This window comes from Mycobacterium sp. SMC-14 (assembly GCF_046250075.1).
GTDB lineage: Bacteria > Actinomycetota > Actinomycetes > Mycobacteriales > Mycobacteriaceae > Mycobacterium.
Genome location: NZ_CP176429.1, coordinates 633,450 through 658,536, shown reverse-complemented (window position 1 = coordinate 658,536; position 25,087 = coordinate 633,450). Strand labels below are relative to the sequence as shown.

Annotated in this window: 26 protein-coding genes, 1 tRNA gene and 1 pseudogene; 13 read left to right on the top strand and 15 right to left on the bottom strand. The window is 68.1% G+C overall.

Features of this window, described 5'->3' with window-relative positions:
* Positions 1 to 4: 4 nt before the first annotated feature.
* Entirely contained in the window at positions 5 to 1,171 is a 1,167-nt protein-coding gene (locus ACKY0W_RS03135) for an FAD-binding domain (RefSeq protein ID WP_409436354.1), read from the top strand.
* Positions 1,172 to 1,173: 2 nt separating this feature from the next.
* Here the strand turns inward: ACKY0W_RS03135 and ACKY0W_RS03130 are convergent, their stop codons facing one another.
* The 5 genes from ACKY0W_RS03130 to ACKY0W_RS03110 form a co-directional block, all read right to left on the bottom strand.
* The gene (locus ACKY0W_RS03130; protein ID WP_409436353.1) at positions 1,174 to 2,253 is read right to left on the bottom strand and encodes a galactokinase; all 1,080 of its coding nucleotides are present in this window, start codon (positions 2,251 to 2,253) and stop codon (positions 1,174 to 1,176) included.
* Positions 2,250 to 3,341, bottom strand: coding sequence for a galactose-1-phosphate uridylyltransferase (galT, locus tag ACKY0W_RS03125; protein WP_409436352.1), 1,092 nt, complete (start codon positions 3,339 to 3,341; stop codon positions 2,250 to 2,252). The genes ACKY0W_RS03130 and galT overlap by 4 nt, the downstream gene beginning before the upstream one ends.
* The gene (locus ACKY0W_RS03120) at positions 3,338 to 3,814 is read right to left on the bottom strand and encodes a DUF309 domain-containing protein (protein WP_406756360.1); all 477 of its coding nucleotides are present in this window, start codon (positions 3,812 to 3,814) and stop codon (positions 3,338 to 3,340) included. Before ACKY0W_RS03120 ends, galT begins: the two co-directional genes overlap by 4 nt.
* Positions 3,815 to 3,835: 21 nt before the next feature.
* The gene (locus tag ACKY0W_RS03115; protein WP_409436351.1) at positions 3,836 to 4,621 is read right to left on the bottom strand and encodes a methyltransferase domain-containing protein; all 786 of its coding nucleotides are present in this window, start codon (positions 4,619 to 4,621) and stop codon (positions 3,836 to 3,838) included.
* A gap of 88 nt (positions 4,622 to 4,709) precedes the next feature.
* Positions 4,710 to 6,308: an amidohydrolase gene (locus ACKY0W_RS03110; protein WP_409436350.1), complete on the bottom strand. Its 1,599-nt coding sequence runs from the start codon at positions 6,306 to 6,308 to the stop codon at positions 4,710 to 4,712.
* Between the two features lie 74 nt (positions 6,309 to 6,382).
* Between ACKY0W_RS03110 and ACKY0W_RS03105 the strand changes: the two genes are divergently transcribed.
* Positions 6,383 to 6,814: a pyridoxamine 5'-phosphate oxidase family protein gene (locus tag ACKY0W_RS03105; RefSeq protein WP_409436349.1), complete on the top strand. Its 432-nt coding sequence runs from the start codon at positions 6,383 to 6,385 to the stop codon at positions 6,812 to 6,814.
* A gap of 40 nt (positions 6,815 to 6,854) precedes the next feature.
* Positions 6,855 to 7,850, top strand: a complete 996-nt coding sequence (locus ACKY0W_RS03100) for an isopenicillin N synthase family dioxygenase (protein ID WP_409436348.1) — start codon at positions 6,855 to 6,857, stop codon at positions 7,848 to 7,850.
* 74 nt (positions 7,851 to 7,924) lie between these two features.
* Here the strand turns inward: ACKY0W_RS03100 and ACKY0W_RS03095 are convergent.
* Positions 7,925 to 8,007 (bottom strand) — tRNA-Tyr (locus ACKY0W_RS03095).
* A 79-nt stretch (positions 8,008 to 8,086) separates the two neighbouring features.
* Here ACKY0W_RS03095 and ACKY0W_RS03090 point away from each other — a divergent pair.
* Positions 8,087 to 8,578, top strand: a complete 492-nt coding sequence (locus ACKY0W_RS03090; RefSeq protein ID WP_406756364.1) for a YajQ family cyclic di-GMP-binding protein — start codon at positions 8,087 to 8,089, stop codon at positions 8,576 to 8,578.
* Positions 8,579 to 8,624: 46 nt separating this feature from the next.
* Positions 8,625 to 10,100 (top strand): flavin-containing monooxygenase, encoded by a 1,476-nt coding sequence (locus ACKY0W_RS03085; RefSeq protein WP_409436347.1) that lies wholly within the window; start codon positions 8,625 to 8,627, stop codon positions 10,098 to 10,100.
* Between the two features lies 1 nt (position 10,101).
* Here ACKY0W_RS03085 and ACKY0W_RS03080 read toward each other — a convergent pair whose 3' ends face one another.
* Positions 10,102 to 10,707, bottom strand: coding sequence for a TetR/AcrR family transcriptional regulator (locus ACKY0W_RS03080; protein WP_409436346.1), 606 nt, complete (start codon positions 10,705 to 10,707; stop codon positions 10,102 to 10,104).
* Between the two features lie 25 nt (positions 10,708 to 10,732).
* Here ACKY0W_RS03080 and ACKY0W_RS03075 point away from each other — a divergent pair, with 25 nt between their 5' ends.
* The 3 genes from ACKY0W_RS03075 to ACKY0W_RS03065 all read left to right on the top strand — a co-directional run bounded on the left by ACKY0W_RS03075 (position 10,733) and on the right by ACKY0W_RS03065 (position 14,246).
* Positions 10,733 to 11,497, top strand: coding sequence for an SDR family NAD(P)-dependent oxidoreductase (locus ACKY0W_RS03075; RefSeq protein ID WP_409436345.1), 765 nt, complete (start codon positions 10,733 to 10,735; stop codon positions 11,495 to 11,497).
* A gap of 56 nt (positions 11,498 to 11,553) precedes the next feature.
* Complete coding sequence (locus tag ACKY0W_RS03070) at positions 11,554 to 12,579, top strand: NAD(P)H-dependent glycerol-3-phosphate dehydrogenase (protein WP_409436344.1); 1,026 nt, start codon at positions 11,554 to 11,556, stop codon at positions 12,577 to 12,579.
* Positions 12,580 to 12,719: 140 nt separating this feature from the next.
* Entirely contained in the window at positions 12,720 to 14,246 is a 1,527-nt protein-coding gene (locus ACKY0W_RS03065) for a SulP family inorganic anion transporter (protein WP_409436343.1), read from the top strand.
* 31 nt (positions 14,247 to 14,277) lie between these two features.
* Here ACKY0W_RS03065 and ACKY0W_RS03060 read toward each other — a convergent pair.
* The 3 genes and pseudogenes from ACKY0W_RS03060 to grcC1 all read right to left on the bottom strand — a co-directional run.
* Positions 14,278 to 14,391: pseudogene (locus tag ACKY0W_RS03060) on the bottom strand (toxin-antitoxin system HicB family antitoxin); the annotation flags it as partial.
* A gap of 12 nt (positions 14,392 to 14,403) precedes the next feature.
* Positions 14,404 to 15,252: a zinc metalloprotease HtpX gene (htpX, locus tag ACKY0W_RS03055; RefSeq protein ID WP_046283250.1), complete on the bottom strand. Its 849-nt coding sequence runs from the start codon at positions 15,250 to 15,252 to the stop codon at positions 14,404 to 14,406.
* Positions 15,253 to 15,325: 73 nt separating this feature from the next.
* The gene (grcC1, locus tag ACKY0W_RS03050) at positions 15,326 to 16,342 is read right to left on the bottom strand and encodes a nonaprenyl/(2E,6E)-farnesyl/geranylgeranyl diphosphat synthase (RefSeq protein WP_406756371.1); all 1,017 of its coding nucleotides are present in this window, start codon (positions 16,340 to 16,342) and stop codon (positions 15,326 to 15,328) included.
* Positions 16,343 to 16,384: 42 nt separating this feature from the next.
* On the opposite strand from grcC1, the gene menJ reads away from it, so the two are divergent.
* The 3 genes from menJ (at position 16,385) to ACKY0W_RS03035 (ending at position 18,834) form a co-directional block, all read left to right on the top strand.
* On the top strand, positions 16,385 to 17,608 hold the full coding sequence (menJ, locus tag ACKY0W_RS03045; protein WP_409437630.1) for a menaquinone reductase: 1,224 nt from the start codon (positions 16,385 to 16,387) through the stop codon (positions 17,606 to 17,608).
* 93 nt (positions 17,609 to 17,701) lie between these two features.
* A complete protein-coding gene (locus ACKY0W_RS03040; RefSeq protein WP_409436342.1) occupies positions 17,702 to 18,376 on the top strand; it encodes a class I SAM-dependent methyltransferase in 675 nt (224 codons plus the stop codon).
* Positions 18,377 to 18,390: 14 nt separating this feature from the next.
* Positions 18,391 to 18,834: a nitroreductase family deazaflavin-dependent oxidoreductase gene (locus ACKY0W_RS03035; protein ID WP_409436341.1), complete on the top strand. Its 444-nt coding sequence runs from the start codon at positions 18,391 to 18,393 to the stop codon at positions 18,832 to 18,834.
* A gap of 24 nt (positions 18,835 to 18,858) precedes the next feature.
* On the opposite strand, the gene ACKY0W_RS03030 is transcribed toward ACKY0W_RS03035, so the two are convergent.
* Positions 18,859 to 19,548, bottom strand: a complete 690-nt coding sequence (locus ACKY0W_RS03030; protein WP_409436340.1) for a demethylmenaquinone methyltransferase — start codon at positions 19,546 to 19,548, stop codon at positions 18,859 to 18,861.
* Between the two features lie 37 nt (positions 19,549 to 19,585).
* Between ACKY0W_RS03030 and ACKY0W_RS03025 the strand changes: the two genes are divergently transcribed.
* Entirely contained in the window at positions 19,586 to 20,287 is a 702-nt protein-coding gene (locus ACKY0W_RS03025; RefSeq protein ID WP_409436339.1) for a DsbA family protein, read from the top strand.
* Positions 20,288 to 20,297: 10 nt separating this feature from the next.
* On the opposite strand, the gene ACKY0W_RS03020 is transcribed toward ACKY0W_RS03025, so the two are convergent.
* Genes ACKY0W_RS03020 through ACKY0W_RS03010 form a run of 3 tightly spaced genes read right to left on the bottom strand, consistent with a single transcriptional unit; the run spans position 20,298 to position 23,321 of the window.
* The gene (locus tag ACKY0W_RS03020; RefSeq protein ID WP_409437629.1) at positions 20,298 to 20,822 is read right to left on the bottom strand and encodes a DUF3592 domain-containing protein; all 525 of its coding nucleotides are present in this window, start codon (positions 20,820 to 20,822) and stop codon (positions 20,298 to 20,300) included.
* A gap of 2 nt (positions 20,823 to 20,824) precedes the next feature.
* Positions 20,825 to 22,480 carry a 2-succinyl-5-enolpyruvyl-6-hydroxy-3-cyclohexene-1-carboxylic-acid synthase gene (gene menD / locus ACKY0W_RS03015; protein ID WP_409436338.1) on the bottom strand — a complete coding sequence of 552 codons (1,656 nt, stop codon included), beginning with the start codon at positions 22,478 to 22,480 and terminating at the stop codon, positions 20,825 to 20,827.
* A 10-nt stretch (positions 22,481 to 22,490) separates the two neighbouring features.
* Entirely contained in the window at positions 22,491 to 23,321 is an 831-nt protein-coding gene (locus ACKY0W_RS03010) for an alpha/beta fold hydrolase (protein ID WP_409436337.1), read from the bottom strand.
* A 71-nt stretch (positions 23,322 to 23,392) separates the two neighbouring features.
* Between ACKY0W_RS03010 and ACKY0W_RS03005 the strand changes: the two genes are divergently transcribed.
* Positions 23,393 to 24,082 (top strand): sensor domain-containing protein, encoded by a 690-nt coding sequence (locus ACKY0W_RS03005; RefSeq protein ID WP_409436336.1) that lies wholly within the window; start codon positions 23,393 to 23,395, stop codon positions 24,080 to 24,082.
* Between the two features lie 4 nt (positions 24,083 to 24,086).
* On the opposite strand, the gene ACKY0W_RS03000 is transcribed toward ACKY0W_RS03005, so the two are convergent.
* Positions 24,087 to 25,040 (bottom strand): o-succinylbenzoate synthase, encoded by a 954-nt coding sequence (locus tag ACKY0W_RS03000; protein WP_409436335.1) that lies wholly within the window; start codon positions 25,038 to 25,040, stop codon positions 24,087 to 24,089.
* Positions 25,041 to 25,087: the final 47 nt, after the last annotated feature.

The following is a 25,087-nucleotide window of genomic DNA, read 5'->3' as shown; positions in this document are numbered from 1 at the left end:
GCCGATGCGGATCGCGATCAGCGGTGCAGGAGTAGCCGGGACGGCGCTCGCGTACTGGCTGCACCGCACCGGCCACACCCCGACCGTGATCGAGCGTGCGCCGGCCTTCCGCTCCGGCGGCTACATGATCGACTTCTGGGGCGTCGGCTACACCGTGGCCCAGCGGATGGGACTCGAGGCGCAGATCCTCGACAAGGGCTACCAGATCGAATCCGTCGAATCGGTGGGCGCCGACGGCCGTGTCCTGGCTGCGTTGGACGCCACCGTCTTTGGGCACCTGATCGGCGACGACTTCACCAGCCTGCCGCGCGGTGACCTGGCCGCCACCATTCACGCCGCCACCGCCGAACACGTCGAGATGATCTACGGCGACAGCATCACCGCCATCGACCAAGACGACGACTGCGTCCGCCTCACCTTCGAGCGCACCGGGCCGCGGGAGTTCGACCTGGTGATCGGCGCCGACGGGCTGCACTCCAACGTGCGCCGGTTGGCGTTCGGCCCGGACGCCGATTTCGAGTACTACCTGGGCTGCAAGGTGGCCGCCGCCGTCGTCGAGGGCTACCGTCCCCGCGACGAGCTGACATACGTGACCCACGCCGTCCCCGGCCTGCAGATGTCACGGGTCGCGCTGCGCGGTGACCGGACCCTGGCCCTGTTCGTGTTCCGCGACCGCTCACCCGACATTGCCGAAGAACCGAAAACCACGTTGCACCACCGGTTCGCCGACGTCGGCTGGGAGTGCCCGCAACTGCTTGCCGCGATCGACGATGCCGACGACCTCTACTTCGACGTGGTCAGCCAGGTCCGGATGAACCACTGGTCGCGGGGCCGAGTGCTGTTGATCGGCGACGCGGCCGGGTGCATCTCGCTGCTGGGCGGAGAGGGCACCGGCCTGGCGATCACCGAGGCCTACGTGCTTGTCGGAGAGCTGCACCGCGCCGCCGGTGACCACCGGCGCGCGTTCGACGCCTACGAAGCACGACTGCGCCCGTTGATCGAGACCAAACAGTCCACCGCGACACAACTGCTCGGATTCTTCGCCACCCGAACACGTTTCGGTCTGTGGTTTCGCAATCTCGCGCTGCGGGCGATGAACCTGCGGATCCTGACAAACCTGTTCGCCGGCGCCGTGCGCGACGATTTCGACCTGCCCGACTACGGGATCTGAGGCTATCGGGCCCCGGCCGCCGCATACACCCGGCTCACCTCCGGCTCGGGGTATCCGGCTTCGATGACCGCGGCGCGCACCGCATCACCCACCCTCAACGTGAGTTTGGCGGGCACCAGCGCGATCACGCAGCCACCGAACCCGCCGCCCGTCATCCGGGCCCCGAGCGCGCCGGCGGCCACCGCACTGTCGGCGATCAGGTCGATGTGCTCGGTGGTGATCTCGAAGTCGTCGCGCATCGACGCGTGCGACGCGGTGAACAACGTACCGGCCGCGGCGAAGTCCAACTCCGCGCACGCCGCAACGAAATCCAGCACCCGCTCGTTCTCGGTCAGCACGTGCCGAGCCCGCCGGGCGTCGACCGGGTCGGCGAGCGCATTGAGCGCTGCCACGCCCCGGTGCTGCACCTCGCGCAGCGATGACACCCCCAACTCGGCGGCGACCCGCTCACACGATGCGCGCCGGGCGGCGTATTCCCCGTCGACGTGACCGTGCCGCTGACCGGAGTCGAGCAGCAGCAAGGTCACCCCGGAAGCGTCCGGGTCGAACGGCACCGGGTGCACCGCGACGTCGCGGAAGTCGATCAGCAGCGCGCTGGACACCTCCCCGTAAAGCGATGACAGCTGATCCAGCAAACCCGTTGGCGCGCCGACATAGTCGTTCTCGGCGCGCTGGCCGATCCGGGCCCGCTCGATCCGATCGATGTTCAGATCTGCCGCCGAGGCCAAGGCGCCGAGCACCGCGCATTCCAGGGCCGCCGACGACGACAGTCCCGAGCCGATCGGTACGTCACTGCGGATATCCATGGTGCCACCGGGCACCGCAAACCCACTGTCGCGCAGCGCCCAGATCACCCCGGCGGCATACGCGCCCCAGCCGGTGGTCTGCCCTGGCGTGGTGTTCAGCGGAATGCTGACCGGCGCGTCGGCGCGATCGCTGAGCACGGTGAGCGTGTCGGCCTCGGCCGGGGTGAAGGTGACGCTGGTGCGTTGCGGCAACGCGATGGGCAGCGCGAAACCGCCGTTGTAGTCGGTGTGTTCGCCGATCAGGTTGACCCGGCCCGGCGCGGAGTAGGTGATCACAGCTCACGCAGCCTAGCCGCCACGGACTCCGGCGTGACATCAGCGATGAACGCGTCCATCGCCGACTCCGAGGCCGCCAGATACTTCAGCTTGGTGGCGCTGCGTCTGATCGACATCAGCTCGACGTGAAAATAGCCGTCGGCCTGCGCGCCGTCGCTGCGGTACTGGTGCAGTGCGGCCATATAGGGCAGCGGGGCGTCGTAGATCCGATCGAAGCGACCCAACAGGTTTCGGTAGACGCCTGCGAAGTCGTCGAGCTCGTCATCGGTCAGGTCGGTCAGGTTGTGCACTCGGCGATTCGGGTACAGGTGCACCTCCACCGGCCACCGCGCGGCGAACGGCACGAACGCGGTGAAGTGTTCGGTCTGCGCCACGACCCGAGCACCCGCGGCACGCTCAGCCGCCAGCAGATCGGCGAACAGATTCCTGCCGTGCGTCACTCGATGCTCACGCGCTTGCGCCAGCATCGCGGCGGTGCGCGGGGTCAGGTAGGGGTAGCCGTAGATCTGGCCGTGCGGGTGAGCCAGCGTCACCCCGATCTCCTCGCCGCGGTTTTCGAAGCAGAACACCTGCTCGACACCCGCACGGCCCAACAGATCGGCGGTGCGGTGCCGCCAGGCCTGCACCACCAGCCGGGCATGTGCCGCCGGCAGGTCGGCGAAAGAACCGGTGTGATCGGCCGAGAAGCAGATCACCTCGCAACGGCCGACGCCCGGCCTGGAGACGAACGGTTCCGGCGCGGTTTCTCCCGCTGAGCGGTCATTATCGCGCCGAAATCCCGACAGACTGGGAAATCGGTTCTCGAAGACCACGACGTCATAGTCGGCCGCCGGCACCTCGCTGGTCTCACCGCTCGGTCCCGGGCACAGCGGGCAGGCCTCGGCCGGGGGCTTGTAGGTGCGGTCCTGGCGCTGCGCGGCGATGATCACCCACTGGCCGGTGGTGCGGTCGAAGCGCAGCTGCGACGGCTCGGGGTCACGGGGCGACAGCGGCCGCAGGTCTGCTACCGGCACCGGGGCACGGCCGGGCAGGGCGAAGAACAAGAGGTCGCGGCCGTCGGCGAGCGTCCAGCGAATCGGGGCGCTCACGCGACCAGCCGCGGGTGCAGCCGCTGCGGGGCGATCTCGACACCGGCCGCCAGGTCGTCGGCCAAATGCGCGGCAAAGCCCAACAATCCGGCGAGATCGATCCCGAACGGGGCCGGGGGCCGCACCGTCGCCAGATGTTCGGCGCCCCGGCGCAACAGACTGACCGCGCCGGCGACATTGCCCCGCTGGACGTGGGTGACGCCGACGGCCAGCTGCGCCAGGCCCTGCCACAGTTCACGCTCGGCGGAAGGCCGATGCTTCCAGGCGGCTTCCAGCACCTCGTGGGCGTTGAACGCCAGACCGTCGTCCAACAACAGCTGCGCGTACGCGAGCATCTGTGCCGGCGGCAGGTCGAGGTCGTCGGGAACACCCTCGACCCCGCCCTGGCTGCCGCGGGGCAGCGGCCGGCCCAGCCGATCACGCGGGCGGGCGTTGCGGGGACGGCCCGAATCGTCGCGGTCGCGGGTTGTCACCTGTCCATCATGGCAAGCCGGTCAGGCGGGCTTGGCAGCAATCACCTCGATAGCGGCCATGTTGTTGCGGTGGCGACGGAACGTCGCGCGCATGTTGAGCACCCGGGCCCGCGCATCGGAATCGCGCAGCACGTTGAACACGAACCGCAGCGCCCCGAACAGGCCCTCGTCGGCGATCAACCGGTGCGGCTCCAACAGCGCCATCGGTGCGTAGGAGATCTTCTCCACCGTGAAGCCGGCCTCGGTGAGCAACTCGGTCCATTCCGCGGCGGTCAACGGGCGGGCGTTGACCTTGATCGAGCGGGCCAGCGCGGTACGGACCTCGTCCTTGACAGCCTCGGGCACGTCGACGGGCTGCAGAACCATCTCGTGGATGGCGTAGCGGCCGCCGGGGCGCAGCACTCGGAAGGCCTCCCCGATGATGTCGGCCTTATGCGCGTTGGTCTGCATGGTCAGCATCGCTTCGCCGATGACGACGTCGGCGCTGTCGGCCTCCAGACCGGTCTGCGACGCCTCGCCGGTGACCACTCGGCCCCGCTCGCCAACCACCGAGCGGACCACGCCGGCGGCGTTCTCGTCCGCCTCCACACCGGTGTAGGTGCCGGGGCCCTTCTGCAGGATCTCTTTCGCGGTACGCCCCATGCCGGGGGCGAGTTCCACGACGTCGGCGCCGGCCAGCTGCGCATCGGCCAGCATCCGGTGGGTCAGGCCGAGCCCGCCGGGCCGCAGCACCCGTTTGCCCAGACGGGCGAACAGCCAGTGGCCGGGCAGATCAGCGGTCTTGCGGTCGGGCATCGGCAGGCTCATGCAACGAAGGTTAGCCTTACCAGGCTTAGTCCGCCAGGGGGCTTTAGACCCCTATGTTTCCTTTAAATAGCGGGGCGGTCCCCAGATTTCAGGCCACCTGGCGGCCGGCCAGGAAGGTAGCGCGCACCTCGAGATCGGCGATCGCTTCCGGGGCGACGGCGCGTGGGTCGGCCGACAACACCACCAGGTCGGCGTACTTGCCCACCTCAAGTGAGCCGGTCACATCTTCGGCGAACAGCTGCCAGGCCGCGTCGAGGGTTTGCGCCCGTATCGCCTGCTCGACGGTGAGCCGCTCTTCGGGCGCCAGGATCCGTCCGCTGGGTGCAACCCGGGTGGCGGCGACGCTGATATTGCGCAACGGCTCTTCGGGGGTGACGGGCGCGTCGTTATGCAGTGAGATGCGCATACCCGTCGCGACGGCGGATGCCGCCGGCATCCACCGCGAGCCGTGTTCCTCGCCGAACAGTCCGTCGACCAGAACATCACCCCAGTAGTGGAGGTGGTCGACGAACAGGCTGCAGGTGACGCCCAGCGCGGCGGCACGGCGCAGTTGCTCGGGGCGGATGGCGCCGACGTGTTCGAGGCGCAACCGGTGATCGGGGCGCGGGTGCCGCCTCAGCGCGTCCTCGTAGACGTCGAGGATGGTGTCGACCCCGTTGTCGCCGTGGACGTGACAGGCCATCTGCCAGCCGTGCGGGAAGTACGCCTCGACGATGCGGGTCAGTTGTTCGCCGGTGTAGTTGGCGTGCCCGCACGATCCGGGTTCGACGCCGATGGTGCGGGTGGCATCGGTGTCCAGGTACGGGAACGACAGGTCGATGTTGCCGATCCACGGTGAGCCGTCCACCCAGATCTTGATCCCGACCTGGCGCGCCATGTCGTCGCCGTCCCCCGGCGAAGCATCGGTGTGCAACGCCTCGTTGGAGATCTCGTAGGTGCGCAGTCGCACGGTCAGCTCATTGCGCAGGTGGTCAACCAGCGGCCGGAACTGCGGCGAGAACGCCATCTCCGAAATTGTTGTCAGGCCGGCCCGGTTGAGCCGTGCGCATTCGGCGCGCAGCATCGCCGGAGCGTCGCCGGGCAGCATCGCCTTGCCCAGCAACGGAATCAGCGCGGCGGTCTCCTCCGCGGTCCCATCCAGTTCGCCGGCGGCGTCGCGGCCGTATTTTGCACCAACGGGGTCGGGGGTGTCGCGGCTCAGCCCGGCCTCCCGGGCGGCTGCACTGTTGAAGTACGCCTTGTGGCCCGAGTTGTGCACGATCACCAGGGGATGCTGCGGGGCGACGCCGTCCAGCCAGGCCAACGTGGGTAGGGGCAGACCCGGTTGCAGCAGCTGGTCCCAGCCGACCGCGTAGGCCCCCTCGACGCCGCGAGCGGCGACCTCCTGGTGGATCAGCCCCACGACGGTGTCGGCATCGGTCAGGGTGACCGGCCGAATATCGACCATCCGGCCAGACAGCACGACTGACTCCATCAGCGGATGCCCGTGGGCCTCGACGAAGCCCGGTAATACGCAGCCGTCGCCGATGTCGAGCACCCAGGTCTCGGGGCCGATGAATGCGTCCATGTCCTTGCGGTCGCCGACCGCGACGATGCGCCCGTCGGTGACAGCCAGCGCCTCGGCAGTCGGTTGCGCGTCATTGACCGTGAGCACCGTGCCGATGACAACAAGGTCCGCTACAGGCATTCCGGGCTCCTTCTCGGCAGGCATCGCCGGAGTGTAAGCGGAATAGCGAAGCGTCCATCGCTGTTCGAGCCGGTATGCCCAAACCCTTTACCGAGACCGAGCGTCAGCAGTTTCTCGCCGACAAGCACATCGCGGTGTTGTCCGTCGCCGCCACCGATGGCCGACCTCCGGCCAGTGTCCCGATTTGGTACGACTACACCCCCGGCGGCGACATCCTGGTCAATACCGGTGCCGGCCGGCGGAAAGCCAAGCTCATCGAGCAAGCCGGTGCGGTGACGTTGGTGGTGCAGCGCGAAGAGCTGCCCTACCAATACGTGATCGTCGAAGGCACCGTGGTCAATGCGGCCACACCAGCCCCGCTGCCGCAACGCGAGGCTATCGCGATCCGCTACCTGGGACAGGAAAGCGGCCGGGCATTCGCCGCCAACATGGACGGCGCATCCAGTGTGCTGTTCACCATCCGGCCCGACCGTTGGCTGACCGCCGACTTCTCCGGCGACCTGTAGGCGCTTGGCTGTTGGCGCCTGATGACGAAGGGTCCCTGTGATGCTGCCTGTACTGGACCTGTCTAACGCCGCTACCGACGCAGCGGCGTTTCGCCTGGCCCTGCGGGAGGCCACCCACACCCGCGGCTTCTTCTATCTCATCGGCCACGGCGTACCCGGCGAGCAGATCGCCGAGGTGCTCGAGCTGGCCCGGCAGTTCTTCAGACTGCCCGACGCGGAGAAGGGTCGGATCAGCCAGTTGAAAAGCCCGCATTTCCGGGGCTATTCACGCCTGGGCGGCGAGCTGACGAACGGTCGCGTCGACTGGCGAGAGCAGATCGATATCGGGCCGCAGCGTCCCGCGTTGCCCGACGCGCAGGGTTACTGGCACCTGCAGGGCCCGAACCTGTGGCCCGCACGGCCCGCATCCTTCCGCACCGCGTTCGAAGCGTGGGACCGGTCCCTGTCCGCGGTAGGCCTGCAACTGCTCCGGCACTGGGCGGCATCGCTGGGAGCCGCCGAAGACCTGTTCGACGACGCATTCGCCGCCTCGGCGGCGACGCTGATCAAGGTCGTCCGGTATCCGGGCGGCCCCGCGGCCGGCCAAGGTGTCGGCGCCCACAAGGATTCGGGTGTCTTGACCCTGCTGCTCGTCGATCCGGATTCCGAAGGGCTTCAAGTGGAAAGCTCGCCCGGCGAATGGGTCGACGTTCCCCCGATGGCCGGTGCGTTCATCGTCAACATCGGCGAACTGCTCGAAGTCGCGACCGACGGCTACCTACGGGCCACGCGCCACCGGGTGCTGTTGCCCCAACCGGGCACCGACCGGGTATCTATCCCGTACTTCCTCAACCCGGCACTGAATGCCACCATCCCGCGTATCACCCTGCCCGCCGACTTGGCAGTCCTGGCGCGGGGCGTCGAGACCGACCCGGACAACCCCATCTTCGACACCTACGGCGAGAACGCATGGAAGTCGCGCACCCGGGCTCACCCCGACGTCGCCGAACTGCACCATGGGATCAGGCCGGCAAGCCCGCACCGTTCGGCCTACTGAGAACTGGTCCTGGCCGCGGGCGCGCCCAGCCCGGAAAAAACGTCAGGCCCCCTAGAAAGGGGGCCTGACCAGTGTGGCAGGTACAGGATTCGAACCTGTGTAGGCTTTCGCCGACGGATTTACAGTCCGCTCCCATTGGCCGCTCGGGCAACCTGCCGTAGTGCGCCTAGCAGACTACAACGAGGATGTACCTCAGACGCAAACGGCCAGCACAACTCAAGGAGAGGACAGATCTCGTGGCGGACTCATCGTTCGACATCGTCAGCAAGGTCGATCGGCAGGAGGTCGACAACGCCTTGAACCAGGCCGCCAAGGAGTTGGCCACCCGGTTCGACTTCCGCGGCACCGACACCACCATCGCCTGGAAGGGTGAGGAAAACATCGAGCTGGTCAGCTCCACCGAAGAGCGGGTCAAGGCCGCCGTCGATGTGTTCAAGGAGAAACTGATCCGCCGCGACATCTCCATGAAGGCGTTCGACGCCGGGGACCCGCAGCCGTCGGGCAAGACCTACAAGGTCAGCGGCAGCCTCAAGCAGGGCATCGACGCCGAGCACGCCAAGAAGATCAACAAGCTGATCCGCGACGAGGGCCCCAAGGGCGTCAAGTCCCAGGTCCAAGGCGAAGAAATCCGGGTGTCGTCGAAGAAGCGCGACGACCTGCAGGCCGTGATCTCACTGCTCAAGGGTGCCGACCTGGACGTGGCCTTGCAGTTCGTGAATTACCGGTAACCGGTACCGCTGGTCCGACCGCCTCCCGGTGCTTAGGCTGAGCATCGTGACTACCGAAGAGGTCGTGGACGTCGTCATCATCGGAGCGGGCATCTCCGGTATCGGCGCTGCTTACCGCATCGCCGAACGCAACCCCGGCACCCGCTACGTCATCCTGGAACGGCGTGAGCGCATCGGCGGGACCTGGGACCTGTTCCGCTATCCCGGGGTTCGCTCGGACAGCAGCATCTTCACGCTGTGCCTGCCGTATGAACCGTGGACCCGGCGCGAACGGGTCGCCAACGGCGACGAGATCCGCGACTACCTGACCGACACCGCGCGCAAGTACGGCATCGACGACCACATCCGGTTCAACCACCACGTCACCGCCGCCGACTGGGACTCGGCAACCGACACCTGGACGGTCACTGCGGACGAAAACGGCACCCAGCGGACCTACCGCGGCCGGTTCGTCTTCTTCGGCTCCGGCTACTACAACTACGACGAGGGCTACACCCCGGACTTCCCGGGATTCGAGACGTTCGCGGGAACGCTGGTGCACCCCCAGCACTGGCCCGAAGATCTGGACTACACCAACAAGAAGGTCGTGGTGATCGGCAGCGGCGCCACCGCGATGTCACTGGTCCCGGCGTTGGCCGAGCGCTCGCGCCACGTGACCCTGCTGCAGCGCACCCCCACCTATCTGATCTCGGCGACCATGTACAGCCGATTCGTTGACGTGGTGGCAAAACTGTTGCCCCGCAAGTTGGCTCACCCGATCATCCGGTTCGTGATGGCCATGTTCGAGGGCTACGTCTGGTTCCTGGCCCGCAAGACTCCCCCGCTGTTGAAGTGGATCCTGCGTCGCACGGCCGTGCAGAACCTGCCGGCGGGTTACCCGGTGGACACCCACTTCAAGCCGCCGTATGAGCCGTGGGACCAGCGACTGTGTCTGATTCCCGACGCCGACCTCTACGCCGAGATCAGCGCCGGGCGGGTCGAGATGGTCACCGACCGGATCGACCACTTCGACGCCACCGGGATTGCATTGCAGTCCGGCGCGCATCTCGATGCCGACATCATCGTCACCGCCACCGGCCTGCAGCTGCAAGCACTCGGCGGGGTACGGATCAGCTTGGACGGCACCGAGATCAAGTCCACCGACCGATTCGTCTACAAGGCACACATGCTCGAAGACGTGCCGAACCTGTTCTGGTGCGTCGGCTACACCAACGCCTCCTGGACGCTGCGCGCCGACATCACCGCCCGGGCCACCGCCAAACTGCTGGAGTACATGACCTCGCGCGGCTACACCCACGCCTACCCGCACCTCGGCGACGAACCGATGCCCGAGAAGTCGGCGTGGGACATCCAGGCCGGCTACGTGCTGCGCGCGCCGCACGCGCTCCCGCGCTCGGGCACCAAGCGGCCCTGGAATGTGCGGCAGAACTACTTCGCCGACGCCCTGGACTTCCGGTTCGACCAGATCACCGAATCAATGGTGTTCGGACGGGCCGGGGAGGCGATCCCGTTGGCCGGATAGGTCAGGCTTCGGCTCGTAGCGCGGCGATGCCGCGGTCCAGCGCGGCTTCCAAGAAGCCGAGATCGCCGGTGGCGAGCAGGATGCCCACGCCGCCCTGGATGCCCGCCAGTAGGGCGGCTGCCGCCGAATCGGCGTCGATACGCCCCGCCATCTTGCCGCCCTGCTGCATCGCGCGGATCCCGGTCGCGATCTCGGCGTGCCATTGCCGGATCAGCGACGAGGTGACGGCTTGGGCTGCCGGTGTGGTCCGCCCGAGTTCGGACATCAGTACCGCCAGCGGGCAATGCTGCCCCTGTCGTCGGTAGCGCTCGACGACGGCGTCGCGCCAGCGCTGCCAGGCCGCCCAGGACGTGAGCTCGCCCAAGTACGGCTGCTGATCGGCCAACACCCGCGCGGCCTCGTGTTCGGCCACCGCGAGCAGCAACTGTTCCTTGCCGCCGGGAAAGTAGTGGAACAGCTGACTCTTGGAGGTCTGGGTGCGGGCCCGGATGTCATCGAGCGTGGTGGCCGACACCCCGCTGGTACGGATCTCCCCGGCGGCGCCCTCGATGATCCGCCACCGGGTGGCCGCCCCCTTGCTGGTCAATTTCTGGACTTGCGGGTCCATTTTGATAGGTGAACTATCTGGACTCATGAGTCCAAACAGTACGCGGCTTGCAGGCCGCACAGCGTTGATCACCGGTTCTACCGCCGGACTGGGGGCCGGCATCGCCACCGCATTGGCCGAGGCCGGCGCGTCGGTGCTCGTCAGCGGACGCGATTCCAAACGCGGCGCCGACGTCGTGCAGCGCATCGAATCAGCGGGCGGCAGGGCCACGTTCATCGGCTCCGATCTGGGCGCCGGCGGGAACGCGGTCACCCGGTTGGCCGCCGAGGCGACCGCCGCGGCCAGAGGTTCGATCGACATCCTGGTCAACAACGCGGCCATGCTGCTGATGCCGTCGCCCACTGCGGAGGTTCCCGAGCAACAGGTCCGCGACGCGTTCGCGATCAACGTGTTCGCCCCGTTCCTGCTGACCGGCGCTCTCGCGCCCGCCATGGCGCAGCGCGGCAGCGGCGTGATCGTCAACGTCGGTTCGATCAGCGGACTGATCGGTTCGGCGAATTCAGCGCTGTACAGCGCGACCAAGGCCACCATCCACTCGCTGACCAAGTCGTGGGCCGACGAATACGGCCCCTCCGGTGTGCGCGTCAATACCGTTGCCCCCGGACCGATCCGGACCGAGCGCAACGCGGAGTTCGAACCGCACGTGGCGCCCGTGCTGGCCCGGATTCCGTCACGGCGGATGAGCACCGTGGCAGAGGTTGCCGCCGCCGTGGTGTTCCTCGCCAGTGACGACGCCGCCAACATCCACGGCACCACGCTCTCGATCGACGGCGGCTGGTCCGCCGTTTAGGCGACATGTTCACAAACCGTGGGTGCGGCAGTGGCGACGGCAATACGCTGTCGCTCATGCCTGCTGCTACTCGTACACCCAATGTCGTCGTGCTCGGAGGCGGATCGTTCGGTACCACGGTGGCGTCCATCTGCTCGCGCCGTGCGCCGACGCTGCAGTGGGTGCGATCGGAAGCGACCGCTGCCGACATCAACGACAACCATCGCAACAGTCGCTATCTGGGCAACGACGTCGAACTCAGCAGCACGCTGCGCGCCACCACCGATTTCGCCGACGCCGCGCACTGCGCCGACGTCGTCGTGATGGCCGTACCGTCGCACGGCTTCCGGGGAGTGCTCGAAGAGTTGGCCACCGAGCTGCGCCCCTGGGTGCCGGTGGTGTCGCTGGTCAAGGGCCTGGAGCAGGGCACCAACATGCGGATGTCGCAGATCGTCGACGAGGTGCTGCCCGGGCATCCCGCCGGCATCCTGGCCGGACCGAACATCGCCCGCGAGGTCGCCGAGGGTTATGCGGCTGCGGCGGTGCTGGCCATGCCCGACCCGGGCCTGGCCTGCGAACTGGCGTCACTGTTCCGCACCAAGCGATTCCGGGTGTACACCACCGACGACGTGGTGGGGGTCGAGATGGCCGGCGCACTGAAGAACGTGTACGCGATCGCGGTCGGAATGGGCTACTCGCTGGGGATCGGGGAGAACACCCGGGCCATGGTGATGGCGCGTTCCGTGCGCGAGATGTCCAAGCTCGGCGAGGCGATGGGCGGAGCCCGCGACACTTTCGCGGGCCTGGCCGGGATGGGCGACCTGATCGTCACCTGCACCAGCCAGCGCAGCCGCAACCGCTATGTCGGTGAGCAGCTGGGCTCCGGCAAGCCCATCGACGAGATCATCGCGTCGATGAACCAGGTGGCCGAGGGGGTGCGGGCCGCCAGCGTGATCATGAAGTTCGCCGCGCAGTACGGCCTGAGTATGCCGATCGCGCGCGAGGTCGACGGCGTGATCAACCACGGCTCCACGGTGGAGCAGGCCTATCGCGGGCTGATCGCCGAGACCCCCGGGCATGAGGTGACCGGCCCTGGCTTCTAACTGTGTGATTCCTGTACGTTCGCTCCGAATGTGTTACATGTGTTTACTTCCTGGACATGTCACATTCCATCACTGGCAATAAGGCATGAATAACTTCTCTGCATCTCAGCAATATCTTATGAGGGCAGGGGAACTACCGGATGCTGACCGCGCAAGCCGACGTCAAATCACGAGCCAACGCACGAAGAGCCTGGTCCCGCTCGGTTCTCCGGCATGACCTACCCGCCTCCTTGGTGGTGTTTCTGGTCGCTCTGCCGCTGTCGCTGGGTATTGCCGTGGCCTCCGGTGCACCAGTGCTGGCTGGCCTGATCGCCGCGATCGTCGGCGGGCTCGTCGTCGGCGCCCTGGGCGGATCACCGCTGCAAGTCAGCGGGCCGGCGGCCGGGCTGACAGTCATCGTCGCGGATCTGGTGGGGCGCTTCGGCTGGAAGGTGACGTGCGCAATCACCGTCGGCGCCGGGGTGCTGCAGGTCCTATTGGGGCTGAGCCGGGTGGCGCGGGCCGCCCTGGCGATCTCGCCGGTCGTGGTGCACGCGATGCTGGCCGGAATCGGCATCACGATCACCCTGCAGCAGCTGCTCGTCCTACTCGGCGGCCGCTCGGCGAGTTCGGCCTGGGAAAACCTCGCCAGGCTGCCGGAAGGGCTGATCGAGTCCCATGGGGCCGAGCCGATCCTGGGCATCCTGGTGATCATGACCATGCTCGCCTGGCGATCGGTACCGGGACCGCTGGGCCGGATTCCCGGGCCGCTGGTCGCGATTGCCGGAGCGACAGTGCTGTCCTTGCTCTTCTCGCTCGAGGTGCGTCGCATCACCCTGGACGGATCACTGCTGGATGCCGTGCAGCTGCCCGCGCTGCCGGACGGCAACTGGACTGCCGCCTTCATCGGGGTGGTCACCGTGGCGTTGATCGCCAGCGTGGAAAGCCTGCTCTCGGCGGTGTCGGTGGACCGGATGCATACCGGGCCGCGTACCGCTTTCAACCGCGAACTGATCGGGCAAGGCACCGCGAACGTCGCCTCGGGATTGCTGGGTGGACTGCCGATCACCGGGGTGATCGTCCGCAGCGCCACCAACGTCGCCGCCGGTGCGAAGTCGCGGGCGTCGGCGTTCCTGCACGGCGTGTGGATCCTGCTGTTCGCCCTGCCGTTCGCGGACTTGGTGCAGAAGATTCCCACTGCGGCACTGGCCGGCCTGCTGATTACCGTCGGCGTTCAGCTGATCAAGATGATTCACATCGAGACGGCCTGGCGCAGCGGCGATCTCGTCGTCTACCTGGTGACGGTGGCCGGCGTGGTGTTCCTGAACCTGCTGCACGGCGTGCTGATCGGGCTGGTGCTGGCGATGGCATTGACGGGCTGGCGGGTGATCCGGATGAAGATCACCGCCGCGCACAGCGACGACGAGTGGGTGGTGACCGTGTCGGGCGCGTGCACCTTCCTGGCGCTTCCCCGGCTGACCAACGTGCTGGCACAGATTCCCGCTGGCTCGCACGTCACGCTCGCCATCCGGACCACCTACATCGATCACGCCGCCGAGCAGGCCCTTGAAGATTGGCTGCGGCAGCATTGCGCTACCGGCGGTACGGTGCTGGTTCCCAGTGAATCGAGCTCCACAGCGGACGCAGCCGACGCATGCGTCACGTGCGCACCGTCGAGGCTGGGGTGAGATGGGTGTGAATCGGATAGCGCATCCGATATCACCAGTCGAGCAGGCCAGTCGGCGGCCGGTCGGCCAGCTTCTGCACGATCCAGTGGTTCATGGACACATGCTGGTCAGCGGCCTCGACGGCGAGCCGGGCGTGCAGGTGGGGCGGCGAACTGCGCTAGCCGCGAGCCATCGCCTCTAGCCGCCGAATCCGGTCGGCCATCGGCGGGTGGGTGGCGAACAGCTGACCGACCTTCTCCCCCGCGCGGAACGGGTTGGCGATCATCAGATGCGACTGGCTGGCCAGCTCCGGCTCGGGCGGCAGCGGGGCGGCCTGTACGCCGTCGGAGATCTTGCGCAGCGCGGACGCCAGCGCCAGCGGGTCACCCGAGAGCACGGCACCGGACTCGTCGGCCTGGTACTCGCGCGACCGCGACACAGCCATTCGCACCACCGACGCGGCCAGCGGGCCTACCAAGGCGACCAGCAGCATCGCCAGCGGGTTGCCGTCGCGCCGGTTGCCCATGAACATCGCCATGTTGGCCAACCCGGTGATCACCGAGGCCAAAGCGCCGGCCACACACGAGATCAGGATGTCGCGGTTGTACACGTGCGACAGCTCGTGCCCCAGCACCGCGCGCAACTCGCGCTCGTTGAGCAGCCGCAGAATTCCGCTGGTGCAGCACACCGCGGCGTGGCGCGGGTTGCGGCCGGTGGCGAAGGCGTTGGGCGCGTTGGTGTCGCTGACGTACAAGCGGGGCATGGGCTGGTGGGCGGTGGTGGCCAGCTCCCGCACAATCCGGTAGATCTCCGGTGCCTGTACCTCGGTCACCGGCTGGGCCCGCATCGCCCGCAGCGCCAGTTTGTCGCTGTTGAAGTAGGTGTAGGCGTTCATCCCCACGGCGAACAGCACCGCCACCCACATCATCTGTGGCCCGAACGCCCGGCCCACCAAGACGATCAACGCCGACATCACGAACAGCAGAAAGAACGTCTTTGCGGTGTTGTGGTGCGGGTGCCAGGTCATCGACTTCCTCCTTGGAGAACGACCATCGTGCTCATTAAACGCCGCCGAGGTCGCACGAGTTCCGCAATCGTGGTCAGCCGTGCCGGTTGACGGTGTAGTCGACGAGCCCGGCCAGTGCCGCGCGACCGACGCAGTCGGGCAGCTCAGCCAGCTCCGCGCGGGCCTGCGCGGCATAGTCGGCCACGGTCTGCTTGGCCTTGACCATCCCCGCCGACGCCCGCAGTAGCCCCAGCGCCTCTTCGACCGCCGCGTCCTCGGTGACCGGGCCGGCCAGCAGCTCCCGCAGCCGCTCGGCGTCGGCACCCGTCTCCTGCAGGGCGTAGAGCACCGGCAGCGTGTGCACACCCTCGCGTAGATCGGTGCCGGGTAGCTTGCCGGACTCGTCGGGGTCGGAATCGATGTCGATGATGTCGTCGGAGATCTGGAAGGCGGTGCCTACGATCCCGCCCAGCCGGGCCAGTCGCTCGATCTGGTCGTCGTCGGCACCGGAGAACGTCGCACCGAACCGGCCCGACGCCGAGATCAGGCAGGCCGTCTTCTCGTAGACGACCTTGAGGTAGTGCTCTATCGAGTCCACGCCGTCAGCCGCACCGCGGGTCTCGCGCATCTGTCCGGTCACCAGTTGGGCGAAGGTCTCGGCGATGATCCGCACCGCATCCGGACCCAGCCGCGACACCAGCCGTGACGCGGTGGCGAACAGGTAGTCGCCGGCCAGGATCGCGATGTTGTTGCCCCACCGCGCGTTGGCACTCGGCGCCCCACGGCGGATCTGCGCCTCATCCATCACGTCGTCGTGATACAGCGTGGCCAGGTGCACCAGCTCGATCACCGCACCGGCCACCGTCACCTGCCAGGCGTCCGGCTCGGGCCCCAGCTGGGCCGACAGCACGGTGAACAGCGGACGGAACCGCTTTCCGCCGGCGTCGAACAGGTGGGTGACGGCCTCGGTCATCAGGCCGTCACCACCGCGCAACTCGGTGTCCATCAGTTCTTCGATGCGGGCAACCCCGTCGCGGACTCGGTCCGCGAAACCCGGGTCCCCCAAGCCGCCGAAATCCAACCCCGCCACCACGTTCGCCGGTGTCCTCACGGCTCCAACATACTGGTCAGTGTGAATTCCAGCGCTGAGACGGTGGCCGAGGTGGTGATAGTCGGTGCGGGACCGGCGGGGTCGGCGGCAGCCGCCTGGGCCGCGCGGGCGGGCCGCGACGTGCTGGTGGTCGATTCGGCCGTCTTCCCGCGGGACAAGCCGTGCGGTGACGGCCTGACCCCGCGCGCCGTCGAACAGCTGGAGTTACTGGGGCTCGGCGAGTGGCTGGACAGCCACATCCGGCATCGTGGTCTGCGGATGGCCGGCTTCGGCGGCGAGATCGAAGTGGACTGGCCCGGCCCGTCGTTCCCGTCCACCGGCAGTGCGGCGCCGCGCACCGAACTCGACGAACGCATCCGCAAGGTCGCCGAGGAGTCCGGGGCCCGGATGTTGTTGGGCGTCAAGGCCGTCGGGGTCCATCACGACTCGTCCGGGCGAGTGCACTCGGTGGTGTTGGCCGACGGCGCAGAGGTCAGCTGTCAGACGCTGATCGTTGCCGACGGGGCCCGCTCCACGCTGGGCCGCGTGCTGGGCCGCCAGTGGCACCAGGAGACGGTGTACGGGGTGGCCGCCCGCGGCTATCTGGCCTCGCCGCGCAGCGACGAACCGTGGCTGACGTCGCATTTGGAGCTGCGGTCCCCGGATGGGGAGGTGCTGCCGGGCTACGGCTGGATCTTCCCGCTGGGCAACGGCGAGGTGAACATCGGCGTCGGGGCGCTGGCCACCGTCAAACGGCCCGCCGACGTGGCGCTGCGGCCACTGATGTCCTACTACGCCGACCTGCGCCGCGATGAGTGGGGCTTCGAGGGGCCGGTGCGTGCGCCGGCCAGCGCCCTGCTGCCGATGGGCGGCGCGGTCTCGGGTGTCGCCGGGCCCAACTGGATGCTGATCGGCGACGCCGCGGCCTGCGTCAACCCACTCAACGGCGAGGGCATCGACTACGGCCTGGAAACCGGCCGGCTGGCCATTGAGTTATTGAGTGCTGCGGGACATTCTGCTGACCTTTCGCAGGCCTGGCCGGAGTTGCTGACCGCCCACTACGCGCGCGGGTTCTCGGTCGCGCGACGCCTCGCGCTGCTGCTGACGTTCCCCCGGTTCCTGCCGGCCACCGGACCGTTGGCGATGCGCTCGACGATGCTGATGCGGGTGGCGGTGCGGGTGATGGCCAACCTGGTCACCGACGACGACGCGGATCTGGTGGCGCGGGCCTGGCGCGGCGGGGGCCGGATGTCTCGGTTGATCGACCGCCGCCGCCCGTTCTCCTAGCGCCGGGAACTTGGGGACGGCTGCTGGGGCGCCCCCGCACAAAGATATATCAACAACGTTGACATGTATCAGAGGCGTTGATATACCGGGGTAATGAGCGATTCATTGGATCTCCAGTTCGACGCCGCCTACCGTGGCGAATCCGAGCAAATGGGCTTGGGCGCCAAACCACCGTGGAGTATCGGGGAACCCCAACCCGAGCTGGCCACACTGATCGAGCAGGGCAAGTTCCACGGCGATGTCCTTGACGTCGGCTGCGGCGAGGCCGCCATCTCGCTGTACCTGGCTAAACAGGGGCACACCACGGTGGGACTCGACAGCTCGCCCACCGCTATCGAGCTGGCCCGCGCCGAGGCCGCCCAACGCGGCCTGACCAACGCCTCCTTCGAGGTCGCCGACATCAGCAACTTCTCCGGCTATGACGGCCGGTTCGGCACCATCGTCGACAGCACGCTGTTTCACTCGATCCCGGTGCAGGCCCGTGAGGGCTACCAGCGGTCCATCGTGCGCGCCGCCGCGCCGGGGGCGTCGTACTTCGTGCTGGTCTTCGATAAGACCGCCATCCCCGAGGGCCCGCCATTCGCGGTGACCGCTGACGAACTACGTGAGGTGGTCTCGAAGTACTGGGTGATCGACGAGATCAAGCCGGCCCGGCTGCACGCGGTGTTCCCCGACGACTTCCCCGGGTTCGGCGGCGTCGGGCTGCGCGACGAAGCGGGCGGGCGCAAGTCGGCCGCGGGCTGGTTGCTCTCGGCGCATCTGGGCTGACGGGGAGCGAAGCCATGACTGACCCGAAGCCGCCGCGCTGGCTGAAACCGGTCAACAAGCTGATGATCGGCCTGCAGAAACTGGGCATCCCCACGGGACCGCCGATGGTGCTGACGGTGCCGGGCCGCAAGTCCGGGCAGCCGCGCAGCACCCCGATGACGCCGTTCACCGTCGACGGCCAGCTCTACACGGTGGCGGGGTTCCCCAAGGCCGATTGGGCGCTCAACGCCCGGGCGGCCGGTGCGGGCCTCCTGCGCCACGGTCGCCACGAACGGCCGGTGCGCATCGTCGAGCTGTCGGCGGAGGCTGCCCGTCCGGTGTTGCGGGCGTTTCCAGTGCAGGTGCCCGTCGGCGCCCGCTTCCTCAAACAGGCCGGCCTGGTGGACCAGGGCACCCCCGACGAGGTCGAGGCGCTCGCCGGCCGGATTGCGGTGTTCCGGTTCGACCCGGCGTCCTAGGCCCCTCCTGGGCCGAGCGCAGGGTTAGCGCGGCTTGCGGGCCGAGTGCAGCGCGACGATCCCCCCGGTGAGGTTGCGCCAGCTCACGTCCGACCAACCCGACGCGCCGATCTGCTCCGCCAGCGCGGCCTGATCCGGCCAGGCGCGGATCGATTCGGCGAGGTAGACGTAGGCCTCCGGGTTCGATGACACGGCGCGCGCCACCGCCGGCAGCGCCCGCATCAGGTACTCCTTGTAGGCCGTGGCGAACACCGGGACGGTCGGGGTGGAGAACTCGCACACCACCAGCCGGCCCCCGGGCCGGGTCACCCGGGCCATCTCCCGCAGGCCCGCGGTGTGGTCGACGACATTGCGCAGCCCGAAGCTGATCGTGACCGCGTCGAACACCTCGTCGCCGAAGGGCAGCTTGGTGGCGTCCCCGGCGACCTTGGGCACGGGCCGACCCGCCCCTGCGGCCAGCATCCCCACCGAGAAGTCCGCCGCCACGCACCAGGCACCCGAGCGGGCCAGCTCCACCGTCGACACCGCGGTCCCGGCGGCCAGGTCAAGCACCTTCTCCCCCGGCTGCAACTCAAGAGCTTTCCGGGTGGCCTTACGCCAGGACCGATCTCGTCCCAACGACAGCACCGTGTTGGTCAGGTCGTAACGACGGGCAACGCCGTCGAACATCGACGCCACGGCATGGGGGTCTTTGTCCAGGCTCGCGCGGCTCACCCGGTCGACGGTACCCGCCTTTCGATAGGGTGCTGGAATGCGGTCTTGGCTGGGCACATTGGCAGCACTGGTGGTATTCGGCGGGGCATTGGCGGGGCCGGCAGCAGCCGACCCCGAGGCACCCGGCGGTTCAGCGAGCCTCGACGGAGGAGAGGCGAAGCTGGGACCGGCGCATGAACCCGGCACGACGTGGAGTGCCGACCACTTCGGCGTGCTGGTCGGAACGGCCTCCGCCCCGGTGCAGCTGGAGATCTTCTGCGACCCGCAGTGCTCCGAGTGCGCGAAGTTCGAGGCGGCCTCCGGCGACGAGCTGGGCCGGCACCTGTCCGCCGGCGACGTCGCGGTGACCTACCGCTGGATGACGTTTCTGGATGCCCGCCGCAAGAACGACACCTCCGCGCGCGTCGGCAACGCACTGATGGCAGCGGCCGATCCGGCTACCTCGGCCGGTGCCTATCAAACGTTCGTGACCGGCCTGTACCGCAAGGGCGGCACACCCGCCGTGGAGGACATCGCGACCACTGCTGGTGAAAGCGGTCTGCCCGGCCACGTGGTGGACCGGATCGCCGCCGGCCAGCAGGTCGTGGACGCCACGTCGATGAATGCCTTCAACCGCGTGCAGCTGCTCTCGGCAAACCCGGAGAGCCCCGGCACCCCGACTGTGTACGACCTGACCACCAAGACGGTGGTGGACACCGACGACGCGGGCTGGCTCGAGCGGCTGGTGCACGAGCGCTAGCCGGTCAGTATTACGACTGCGCTCGGGCCCACCGTCGTTCGGCGACATTGCATCCCGCCAATGCCGCAACCCCGATCAGCCAGGCGATCACCGCGACGGACCCGGCCGGAATGACCGCCAGCACCGCGGTCCGGTGCTGGACCCGCACCAGATCCGGGTCGGCCTTGTCGTATTCGACGTAAATCCGCATCCCGGTTGCCAATTCGGAGGGATAGAGCACGCCGAGCTCGGGGCGGTAGGTGATCCGCTCCGGCGTGACGAACTCGATGGTGGAGCGCCGAAATCCCGCGTTGAGCACCTCGGCCTCGGCCACCCCCATGTCGCGCTCGATGGTGATGTCGTTGCGCCACGCACCGGCCACCAGCAACAGCGACTGCAATGTCACCAACGACACCAGGATCACCACGCCGGTACGCGCCCACCGCAGTACACGCGCGGCCCAGCTGTCGCGGGGCAAGGCGCCATTACCGCGAATCAATGTGCGCAGCAGCGGCTTCAACGTTCGATAGGCCCGATTGGACCGGTAATCGGGCAGTCTCACAACGCCGCCTTGATCGCGGCGTGCAGTGTCCGCAGCGATGAGCGGTCGGCTTTGACTTCGAGCACCCGCACGCCGCCGGCGGGTTCAGCGAGCACGGCGGGCAGGTCCTCAGTCTCGACCTGCTGGAAATCGACGTGATAGGCGTGGCACAACGCGGCGATGTCGACGTCATGCGGGGTGCCGAAGATTCGCGACGAGACGTCGGCGAACCGGGGGTCTCCTTGCTCGAGCAGCTCAAAGATGCCGCCGCCGTTGTCATTGGAGACCACGATCGTCAGCTGCTGCGGCCTCGGCTCGGTGGGCCCGATCAGCAGCCCGGAGCTGTCGTGGACGAAGGTCAGGTCCCCGATCAGGGCGATGGTGCGGGCGTCGGGGTTCTGCCGCTCGTGCGCCAGGGCGGCACCGATCGCAGTGGACACCGTGCCATCGATGCCGGCGACCCCGCGGTTGGATCGCACGGCGACGCCCCGGGCACCCTTGGCGTTGCCCAGCCCCACCAGGGCGGCGTCGCGCACCGGGTTCGACGCGCCCAGCACCAACTGATCCCCGGCGCGCAGCGCGTCGGCCACCGCCGCCGCCACGTGCAGGCCGGTGGTGAGCGGATGGGCCGCCAGTTGCGCGCGCACCGCGGCATTGGCCTGGGCGTTCAGTTCCGCGCAGCGGCGCAGCCAGGCCGGGTCCGGCTCCCCGGAGGTGACGGCCCGGGTGCCGGTGGCCTGCGAGTTACCCGACACGTCCGGCCAGCGTGGCCCGGTGGTCAGCGCGTACACCGGCACCGTCGGGTCGGCCAGCAGGGTCGACACCGGACGGTGCAGGGTAGGACGGCCAGCCATGATCACCTGCTGCGGGCGCAGCAGCGGCAGCGCAAGCGGGTGCAGCGGATTCGCCGGCATCGGGGCGGTGGGCTCGGCGACGGTGGGCAGCGCCGCAAGGTTGGGATGCAGCCCCGCACCGTGCCCGGCGATCACCACGGTGTCCGGGGACAGGTCGATGTCGAGAGGCTGGTCGAAGCTGACCGGTGGGGTGAGAGTCCAGGGACGCCCGTGCGGTCGGCCCAGCTGCTCCAGCGGCCGATCTGAATCGGTATCGGGCACCAGCGGTTCGCGCAGCGGGATGTCGAACTGCACCGGACCCGCGTTCGCGGTCCGGGATCCGGTGGCGGCGACCAAGACTCGGCACACCGCCGAACGCCAGGTGGCGTTGAGGGCGTCCATTCGCTCGGGGGCGTCCTCGGCCAACCCCAGGCTGATGGCGGCACGCACCTGGGTACCGAAGTAGCCCAGTTGCTCCATGGTCTGGTTGGCGCCGGTGCCCAGCAGCTCGTAGGGGCGGTTGGCGCTCAGCACGATCAGCGGCACCCGCGCATAGTTGGCCTCGACCACCGCCGGCCCCAGGTTGGCGACCGCGGTACCCGAGGTCATCGCCACACACACCGGCGCGCCCGCGCCCACCGCCAGCCCGATCGCCAGATACCCGGCGGTGCGTTCGTCGATGCGCACATGCAGCCGCAGCCGGCCCGCCCGGTCGGCGTCGTGCAGCGCGAACGCCAGCGGCGCATTGCGCGACCCCGGACACAAGACCACATCGCGGACACCGCCGCGGATCAGCTCGTCGACGACGATGCGGGCCTGTGCCGTCGAGGGGTTGGTCATTGGTATCAGGTTAGTCGTGCGCCGGGGGCACCGGCGCCCACCGGAACGGCTTGCCGTCGACCTCGGCGAGGAACTCCAGGACAGCCTTGTTGACCTGATCCGGCTTCTCGATGAAACCGAGGTGCCCGGCATCGGGGATCTCCAGGTAGCGTGCCCCCGGGATCGCATCGGCGACCTCGCGGCTCAGGTGCGCCGGAGTGACGACGTCGTCGCCGAATCCGATCACCAGCACCGGTTGGGTGATGTTGGCGTAGGCGGGCAGCCGGTTGGTCAATGGCGCCACGTCCAGCTGGCAGCGCAGCCCCGGGGTGTTTTTGACCGGCCACATGGTGAACATCGCGATCCAGTCCTTGATCGCCGCGTCGTCGCTGAGCGTCTTCGGTGAAAAGCTCTCCAGCAGGCGAACTTTGGCCTCGTATTCGGCAGGGAGTTCGGCACCGGATTCGGCGAGCTTCGCCTCGGCCTGATAGAAGAATTCGCGAGCGCGGTCGTGGCGGCCGCGCGTAGCCATCAGGACAGCCGATGTCACCAATTCGGGCCGGGCAAGCATCAGTTCCTGAGCGATGAAGGAGCCCATCGACACCGCGACGATGCGGACAGGTCCACAGTTCAGCGATTCGATGAGCTGCGCGGTGTCGGCCACCATGGTTTCGGTGGTGAACCCCGAGGCGTTCTCGGTGGCACCGATGCCGCGGTTGTCGAAGGTGATCGGGCGATATCGGGCGAGCTGGAAATCGCGCACCTGATGCAAGTGCCAGCCGCGGCCGGCGCCGCCCCGCCCGGCGATGAACAGAACTGGCTCCCCATCCTGATTACGGTCGTCGTAAGCGAGGTTGGTCACCAGAGTGAAGGTACGCGACCCGTCGACGCCTTATGGTGTCAGGATCTCAACTGCGCAGCTGGGGGACGGTGATGCGGATACGGAGCGTCGGCTTGGCCTGCACGCTGGCGCTGGCCTGCGCCGTGCTGGCGGACTGTTCCCGGGTGACCGGTGGCGTGGCGGTGCCGGCCGACCAGGACGGACCCCGGCCGGTGACGGCTGTGATGCTGCCGGAGCTGCTGCTGAAGGCGACCACGGTGAGCGAGATCATGGGCGCGCGCGCCATGCGGGTCAAAGACTCCCGGTCGCGGATGTTCGACTCCGGTCGCCAATTCCCCGAACACGCCTGCCTGGCGGCGTGGATGCCCGTCGAGAAGACCGTATACGCCGACGCGCAATGGACCGCGACCCTCGCCCAGACCCTCACCCAGAGCTCGCAAGACCATTTCGTTATTCAGGCCGCGACGGTGTTCGCCAACCGCGATGCCGCGCAGAGTTTCTTCGACGCGACCGCGCGGCGCTGGAACTCTTGCGGCGAGCAGACATTCGCGACCGCCAAGGACGGCTACCCCGATACGTCCTGGACGTTCGACGCGGTCGCCGATGTCGACTCAACGGTGTGGATGACCCAGCACCAGGACGACAGCGCGGGCTGGTCGTGTCAACGGGCCCTGCGGGTGACCAACAACGTTGCGATCGATGTGCTGGCGTGCAAGCTCTATGTCAGCGATGAAGCCGTGACGATCGCCAATGGGATCGACGCGCGGCTGCCCAGCGTGTGAGGGTTTACTGCGGCAACAGTTGATGGCAGGCCCGGACCCGGTCGATCCACCACTGGCGTCGCTGCGGCGAAGCGGCCAGGGCGTGCAACCGCGCGGGGTCCGGGGCGATCGGCAGCACGGGCAGGTAGCCGTCTTTTTGTGCCGGTGTCTCGGCAATGTCGTCGACGAACAGCGAGCCGGTGCCCAGCCCGCAGGCATGCTGCAGTTCCGGCAGTGCGGCCGCCGCCCGCAGGCCAGTGGCGATGCCGACCGCCGAGTCGATCGCGCTGGAGACCACCACCGGGATGCCGATCTGCTCAGCGATCTGCAACAGCGCTGAAACACCGCCCAGCGGCGCGACTTTCAGCACCGCGATATCGGCCGCGCCGGCCGCTTTGACCGCCAGCGGATCCTGGGCTTTCCGGATGCTCTCATCGGCGGCCACCGGCGTGTCGATGCGACGGCGCAGCTCCGCGAGTTCAGCAACGGTGGCGCACGGTTGCTCCAGGTATTCCAGTGCACCCAAGGCTTTTGCCGCCTCGACTGCCTGATCGAGCGTCCAGCCGCCGTTGGCGTCGACGCGCACGGTGGGGATGAGCGCGCGGACGGCTTCGACGCGGGCGACGTCGTCGACCAGGGTTTGGCCCGGTTCGGCGACTTTGACCTTGGCGGTTTTCGCGCCGGGGAACCGGGCCAGTACCTCGGGAACCCGACCGGCGTCGACGGCGGGCACGGTTGCGTTGATCGGGATGCGGTCGCGGAGCGGTTGGGGCAGTTCGCAATAGGCGCTCTCCAGCGCCGAGGCCAACCAGTGCGCCGCCTCGGGCGGTTCGTATTCGCCGAACGCGCCGAACTCTCCCCAGCCTTTCGGGCCGTCGATCAGGGCCACTTCGCGCACCGTGATGCCGCGGAACCTGACCCGCATCGGCAGCGCCACCACGTGGAGGCGGTCAAGGATGTCGTCTAGGGGTGGCGGCATCGGTCTATGGTGCCGGTCCGGTGGTGAGGTGCGCCAGGTAGGGACAG